Annotated in this window: 7 protein-coding genes; 4 read left to right on the plus strand and 3 right to left on the minus strand. The window is 61.9% G+C overall.

Annotated elements, in window-relative coordinates; all coding sequences use genetic code 11:
• Positions 1–108 precede the first annotated feature (108 nt).
• The 4 genes from BKP54_RS19870 (at position 109) to BKP54_RS19885 (ending at position 3,572) form a co-directional block, all read left to right on the plus strand.
• Positions 109–657, plus strand: coding sequence for a flavin reductase family protein (locus tag BKP54_RS19870; RefSeq protein ID WP_057208060.1), 549 nt, complete (start codon positions 109–111; stop codon positions 655–657).
• Between the two features lie 177 nt (positions 658–834).
• Positions 835–1,842: a taurine ABC transporter substrate-binding protein gene (gene tauA, locus BKP54_RS19875; protein ID WP_057208062.1), complete on the plus strand. Its 1,008-nt coding sequence runs from the start codon at positions 835–837 to the stop codon at positions 1,840–1,842.
• A 99-nt stretch (positions 1,843–1,941) separates the two neighbouring features.
• On the plus strand, positions 1,942–2,739 hold the full coding sequence (locus BKP54_RS19880; protein ID WP_057208107.1) for an ATP-binding cassette domain-containing protein: 798 nt from the start codon (positions 1,942–1,944) through the stop codon (positions 2,737–2,739).
• Entirely contained in the window at positions 2,736–3,572 is an 837-nt protein-coding gene (locus BKP54_RS19885) for an ABC transporter permease subunit (protein WP_057208064.1), read from the plus strand. The genes BKP54_RS19880 and BKP54_RS19885 overlap by 4 nt, the downstream gene beginning before the upstream one ends.
• 19 nt (positions 3,573–3,591) lie before the next feature.
• On the opposite strand, the gene BKP54_RS19890 is transcribed toward BKP54_RS19885, so the two are convergent.
• The 3 genes from BKP54_RS19890 to BKP54_RS19900 all read right to left on the minus strand — a co-directional run bounded on the left by BKP54_RS19890 (position 3,592) and on the right by BKP54_RS19900 (position 6,457).
• A complete protein-coding gene (locus BKP54_RS19890) occupies positions 3,592–4,998 on the minus strand; it encodes an FAD/NAD(P)-binding protein (protein ID WP_057225221.1) in 1,407 nt (468 codons plus the stop codon).
• 343 nt (positions 4,999–5,341) lie between these two features.
• Entirely contained in the window at positions 5,342–5,950 is a 609-nt protein-coding gene (locus tag BKP54_RS19895) for an alpha/beta hydrolase (RefSeq protein WP_057208068.1), read from the minus strand.
• Between the two features lie 264 nt (positions 5,951–6,214).
• On the minus strand, positions 6,215–6,457 hold the full coding sequence (locus tag BKP54_RS19900) for a hypothetical protein (RefSeq protein WP_057208070.1): 243 nt from the start codon (positions 6,455–6,457) through the stop codon (positions 6,215–6,217).
• Positions 6,458–6,625 lie beyond the last annotated feature (168 nt).

Consider the following 6,625-nt stretch of genomic DNA (forward strand, 5'->3'; position numbering starts at 1 on the left):
TTATTGACAATGAAAAATCCGGCGATCATTTTTGAGTAGAGGAAAAATTTTTTCCCGGATCGCGGCTTCACGACCGGGAAGCAGGTCAAATTTTTCGAGGATTTTGCCATGAACATCGCTCTCGCCGCTTCCAGTGCATTCACGACATCAAGTCATGCGATCGATCGCCCTAACCCCATCACGCCATCGGAACTGAAATCCGCCATGCGCAACCTGTCGGGTGGCGTCTCGGTCATCACCGCCGGTATCGGCGACGATCGCACAGGCGCGACGGTAACGTCGGCAACGGCGCTTTCGGTCGATCCACCGACGATGATCGTCAACATCAACCGGACGTCATCCACCTGGCCGGTGATCGAGCGTTACCAGCATTTCTGCGTCAACATTCTCGCAAGCCAGCAGCAGCACGTGGCCGAGCGCTTCGCGGGCTTTGGTGGTCTCAAAGGCGCGGCACGCTACGGCGGCGCAGACTGGCGGACCCTCGTCAGCGGCGCTTCCGCCCTGAATGGGGCACTTGCCGCGATCGATTGCGAAGTCGAGGAGATCATCGAGCGTCATAGCCACGCCATCATCCTGGGACGGGTCCTGGCGATTGCGGCAGGCTCAGGCGAACCCGTCCTCTACCACAGCGGCCGTTACGGCAGTTTCCTGCCGTAACTGGAGGGGACCACGTTCGAGCGGGCAAAGATGATGCCCAATCGACCGAAGTTTGGAATGGCTTCATACCCCGTCGCACAAACGGGGTATTTTTTATCTCTATAAAATCCATGGGTTTTGAGATTATCAATACAGGCTCCACGACGGGGCCATCGGCAAACCGTTGAGGAGCAGGCAATGACAATAGCAAGACGTACCCTTCTGGTATCAACCGCAGCGCTGGTGTTGGCGACGCAGGGACTGCTTGCGGCTCAGGCCGCGGACACCACACTGACCATCGGTTATCAGCCGATCGTCGAGCCGTCGCGCGTGCCGCAGGCCGATGGCACCTATGAGAAGGTGACCGGCGCGAAAATCAACTGGCAGAAGTTCGACGGCGGCGCCGATGTCATCGCGGCGCTTGCATCCGGCTCGATCGATATCGGCTATGTCGGCTCGTCGCCGCTGGCGGCTGCGGCAAGCCGGGAACTGCCGTTCGAAACCATCTTCGTCGTCGGCCTGATCAGCGACGCGGAAGCCCTGGCCGTCAAGGGCGTAAGCAAGCCCGAAGAACTCGCCGGCAAGAAGATCGCAACACCCTTCGTGTCGACGGCTCACTACAGCCTGCTGACGGCGCTGAAGCACTGGAACATCGATCCTAAATCGGTGGAGATCCTCAACCTGCGCCCGCCGGAAATTGCGGCGGCCTGGCAGCGTGGCGACATCGACGGCGCCTATGTCTGGGATCCGGTGCTGTCCGAGATCAAGAAGACATCGACCGTCTTGGCCACCTCTGCCGACGTTGCCCAGTGGGGTGGCCCGACCTTCGATGCCTGGATCGTCAGCAAGAAATTCGCCGAAGAACATCCGGATATCGTCACCGGGTTCGTCAAGGTGACCGGTGATGCCTATGCCGACTACCGGGCCAAGCCGGAGACATGGAATGCCACATCGGAGCAGGCCGAAAAGATCGCCCGCCTGACCGGCGCCAAGCCGGAGGACGTGCCCGCCCTGCTCAAGGGATATTACTTCCCATCGTTGGAGGAGCAGGCAACATCCGATCTTCTCGGCGGCGCAACGGCCAAGGCCATTGCAGAAACGTCGGCCTTCCTGCTCGAGCAGCAAAAGATCCCGGCAGTTCTGACCGATTATGGCCCTTACGTTTCGGCGCGCTGGGCGCAGGAAGCCGCCAAGCTCTCGTTCTGAGCAAGGCGGGATTGCCGCGGGAACGGTTGGCGACACGACTGAGGGCGTGAAACGCTAGCCCATCCTTCGGCCCACTTCATGGATCATGGGGACGACAAAATGTCCGTGCTTGCGCTCGAGAATATCTCTTTACGATACGCGCCTGGCGAAGGGCGATCGCAAGCGCCGCTGGTTCTGGATCGGATCAATCTGGAGATTGCCGGCGACGATTTCGTCGTGGTCATCGGCAGATCCGGTTCGGGCAAGACGAGCCTGCTCAATCTGGCGGCCGGCTTCTTGACGCCAAGCAGCGGCCGGATCGCGCTTGATGGCCGGTCGCTGTCCGGCCCCGGTTCCGGCCGCGCCGTCGTCTTTCAGGATGATGCGCTTTACCCATGGCTGAGCGCGATCGACAATGTTGCATTCCCTTTGCGCCTGCGGGGTGTCGGCAAGGACCAACGATTGAAGGAAGCCCAGTCGCTGCTGGAGCGCGTCGGTTTGCCGGATGCGGCAGAGCGCAAGGTCTGGGAGCTTTCCGGCGGCATGCGCCAGCGTGTCGGCATTGCCAGAGCCCTGGCTTCGCAGCCACGGTTCCTACTGATGGACGAGCCGCTCGGCGCATTGGATGCGCTGACGCGTGTGCGCATGCAAGGCTTTCTCCTGGACATGTGGCGGGCCAGCCGGGCCGGTGCACTGCTCATCACACACAGCATCGATGAAGCCTTGATGCTAGCGACGCGCATCGTCGTCTTGACCGCGAACCCGGGCCGGATCGCCAAGATCATTCCGGTCAGCTTCGGTCGGGACTATCTCTCCGGAATACCTCAAAACGAGCTGCGCGCCGCTGCCGAATTCAAGCGGTTGCACGATGATTTGACCGGTCTCATTCATTCCGAAGACGAAGGTGTGGCAGCATGACCCTTTCCCTGGAAGCGACGTCCACCCGCCCCGATCCAAGCGGCGAAATCGAGGTCAAGCCGCCACGCACGCTGCCCGTTCTTTGGATTTCAGCAGCAACCGTCGCTGCGCTGGTCGGCCTTTGGAGCCTCGTTTCCTCCTATGGCCTGGTGCCGCCGCTGTTCCTGCCATCGCCGCTCGCGGTCCTTCGGGCGCTGAGCGGCCTGACGCTGACGGGCTTTGTCGACGCGACACTCGCCCAGCATATCGCCGCCAGCCTTTCACGTATCTTCGGTGCGCTTGGTGCCGCGCTCATCCTCGGCGTGCCCGCGGGCCTTGCGATCGGCACCAGCCGTTGGGGCAAGGGCATTCTCGATCCGATCGTCGAGTTTCTGCGTCCGCTGCCGCCGCTCGCCTATCTGCCCCTCGTCATCATCTGGCTTGGTATCGGCGAGGCATCGAAGATCGCCGTGATTGCGCTCGCAATGCTGCCGCCGATCATTCTCTCGACGGCTGCGGGCGTGAAATCCGCATCGCCCGACCACATTAATGCCGCGCGCGCTTTCGGCGCATCGCGACGGCAATTGCTGCTGCATGTGATCCTGCCGGGCGCGCTGCCATCCATTCTCACCGGCACACGCATTGCGCTCGGCGCCGGTTGGTCGACCCTGGTTGCCGCCGAGCTCGTGGCGGCGACACGCGGCCTTGGCTTCATGATCCAATCGGCGGCCCAGTTCCTGGTCACCGACATCGTCATAGCCGGCATCGTGGTGATCGCTGCCGTCGCCTTCCTGTTTGAAGTCGTTGCACGACGGATCGAGCGGCGGCTGGTGCCGTGGTCGCACCACCGCTGACGGGCAACCACGGCTCTTCCTATGCAGACTTCTGCGTCACCCGGCGGCGCGTGGCGATCAATCGGGCGGCAGCATAGGTTTGCGTGACGATCTCGGGCACCAGATCGATATCGGGCAGGCTACCGAGACCCAGGGGGCCGATCGCATAGAGGTTGGCCGTTGGGTGGCTGTCTGAAAGCACCTCGCCTGCCGGGCTGACGGCGAGGCCGAGCCCGAGCTCGTCCGGCTGCGCCAGACCGCCGGCAAAGAGGTTCTGAATGACCGGGGCCTTGAGGTCAGGCGCAGAGCAGCGACAGTCGATGACCTGATCTGCCACCAGCAGATCTTCCTGCGGCGCTCCTGCCCAGCGGACCATGAGCCCGTCCGGCCGCCGCCGCCCGGCCCAGCCCTTGCGCACGACGGTGCGGCCGTCGGCCAGTTCCTGCTGCAGTCGCAGGTGCATTGGCGCCGGCAGGCGGTTGCGATGGCTGTCGTAGATCGAGCGCAGATGACGGTTGAACTGACGCTTCTCCTGTTCTGGCAGAGCTTGCCACAGAGAACGCGCGCGGCGCCGGAGCCCGTTCATGGCGGCCTGCCAGCTCAGACCGTTGGCCTCCGCCTCGGCGCAGGCTTGCCTGACGAAGCGGACGATGTCGCGTAGCCTCGTCGGCATCGGATCCACCGGGAAAGTCGGCGCTGCTGAAAGCCGCGTGTGCGATTGCGGCAGGAACCCATGCCGCGAAATGATGGTGATCTCGCCGGCATAGCCGTTGTCGCGCATTTGCAGCAGGCGATCGACGACACGCACCCCGCTGCCGAGCAGCACCGCATGGCGCGGCACCACCAGACGCCGCGCTCTCACCAGGGGACGTTCATCGTCCGCAACCTCCATTTCAAGCGCGCGGATACCGAATCCGGTGGCGAGTACCGCAACGTCGCATTCGATCGAGCCTTCTTCCTGCAGGACCAGGAAGCGCCCGGATGGCAGCTTTCGCAGGCCCAGCACCGCCTGGCAGGAGAGCTGCATGGAGATATCCGGCCGCCGCGTCAACGCTTCGGAAAAGCGCTGGTAGACGTAGTCGCTGAAGATGCTCTTCGGTACGAAGATCTGCTGGAAGCCTGGAATGGCGGCTGAGACGGCGGAGCGAAAATCCTGGTTGGCACAGAGCCAATCGTTGAAATCCTCCGGCTGTCCGGCGGCCACCGACAGATCGCGCACGCGGCTATTGAGGATTTCGCCGCTCTGGGCGGCGGCCATGACCTGCCCGCCACTGATGGTCGGTTGCGGGTCAAAGAGATGAACATGAAATGCTGTTCGCACCGACTTCATCAGCGCGATCGCCATCATGATCCCCGAGAAGCCGCGGCCAATGATGGCAATGCGCGGCTTTTCCCGAGGGCTGTCACTGTCGGGCGAAATCTTGGCAAACAATCCGTGGACAGTCATGTGAGCTCCCTTGTGGCCCGACTGCGGTCAGTCGGCAAAGTTTGAAACGCATGGCTGTTCCGATCCCGAACACGGATCGGACCTTGGGGTATCGCCCAGCACCGAGATCGGCCGCTGACGGGGCTCAAATCTGCAGTGTCGGGGATGGTGCCGCCAGCCGCATGGGCCGGCGAGGAGGTATCCGTTGTTCTGGCTGGCCTGGCACCTCGGCACATGGTCATCCCTATACGGCATACTCTATAAAGTTTATGCGCTATTAAAACGCGATTTCCAGCGGACATCAAGCCCTTTGTGTCGCCCCTGCGTTTCGAGCCGCACGTAGAAGGTGAAACCGCGCCGGTATCTATCGGCCAGCGACGACGCGACCCTCCCGGTTTTCAGCGATTTGTGCAGCGCTCGCCGGGGGCTGTTCGCGCCGTGCGATGCCATTCAGGACTGTCAGCAGGTCGTAGCCGCGCGACCACCGGCCAAAACCGCTCGCGACATTGATGTGCCCGGCATGACCGAGATCGACGAGCCGGCTGCCCCAGCGGGTCGAGATGTGCCGCAATCGGTCGAACGACATATAGGGGTCGTTGAGGCTGCCGACGATCAGGCTCGGAAACGGCAACGGATGCTCGGGCATGGCGCCGAACGCGATCGAGCCGGGATGCAGCCGCCCCGTCACGTCTAGATCGCAGGGCGCCACCAGAAGCGCGCTTCTGATCTGCCGTGCCAGCGGTCGACGCGCCAGACTGGCAACGAGGATGCAGCCCAGGCTGTGGGCAACAACGTCCACGACACCGTGACGGAGAATGGTGCGCTCCAGCGCGTCACGCCACCGCTCGAGCACCGGATGGTCCCAGTCATCTTGCTCGACGAGCGTCGCCCGCGGCTGGTCGTCCAGCCAGTGACGCTGCCAGTGCCCCGCGCCCGAGCCGAAAAGACCGGGGATGATCAAGGTTTTTGCCATGGTATCAGCCTCTTGCGACACGGGCCAAGTGGCGGTGCGCCGATCGTCTTCCTATCAAACAATTCATGGGGCGATTATGCGAAGGCAACTGGCATGAGGTAAGCAAGGAATACCCAATATCCATAAAATCTATAGCATAGCTTTCTGCGGCTTTGAATCAGTGCACTGAAATTGCCGTATCGGCTGTGGAACAATGCTTGAGGCAGAGTGTTTCCTTTGACGCGTTTCTCAGCGAAATCAGTTTCGTTTTGAGGCCCCCGGCAGTCAAAAATTGCGTTGTTGGTGCCTGCGAAATTGATAGTTTGACGCGAGGACTTCGGCGGCAAGCGCAATCGAAGTTTTGAGGAGTGGTGCTGTGTTCGGCCAACTCGACAAGCCGGGCGAAAGAACAGCAAGGTTGGCGGCGGACCAGATAGGTTTTGCCCGACCGGCGGTGCTAAGGCGTCGGGTTTGTTTGAGCTTGATCGGAATGGCGATCGCCTGGTTGGAAACGGCCGGGTCGATCATTGAGGACCGCTTGGGTTTTTTGCCTTGGGCATGAGAGGTGAAGTTGGATTTGAGAGAGCATGGCCACAACAGGCGCTGGCGGTTTCGTCAGCCGAGCGTGCTTCCGGGGTTCGGTCTGGCGCTCGGCGTCACGCTATTCTGGCTGGTGCTGATCATCCTCATTCCGCT

The organism is Ensifer sp. 1H6 (assembly GCF_001976035.1).
GTDB classification, from domain to species: Bacteria; Pseudomonadota; Alphaproteobacteria; order Rhizobiales; family Rhizobiaceae; genus Ensifer; species Ensifer canadensis.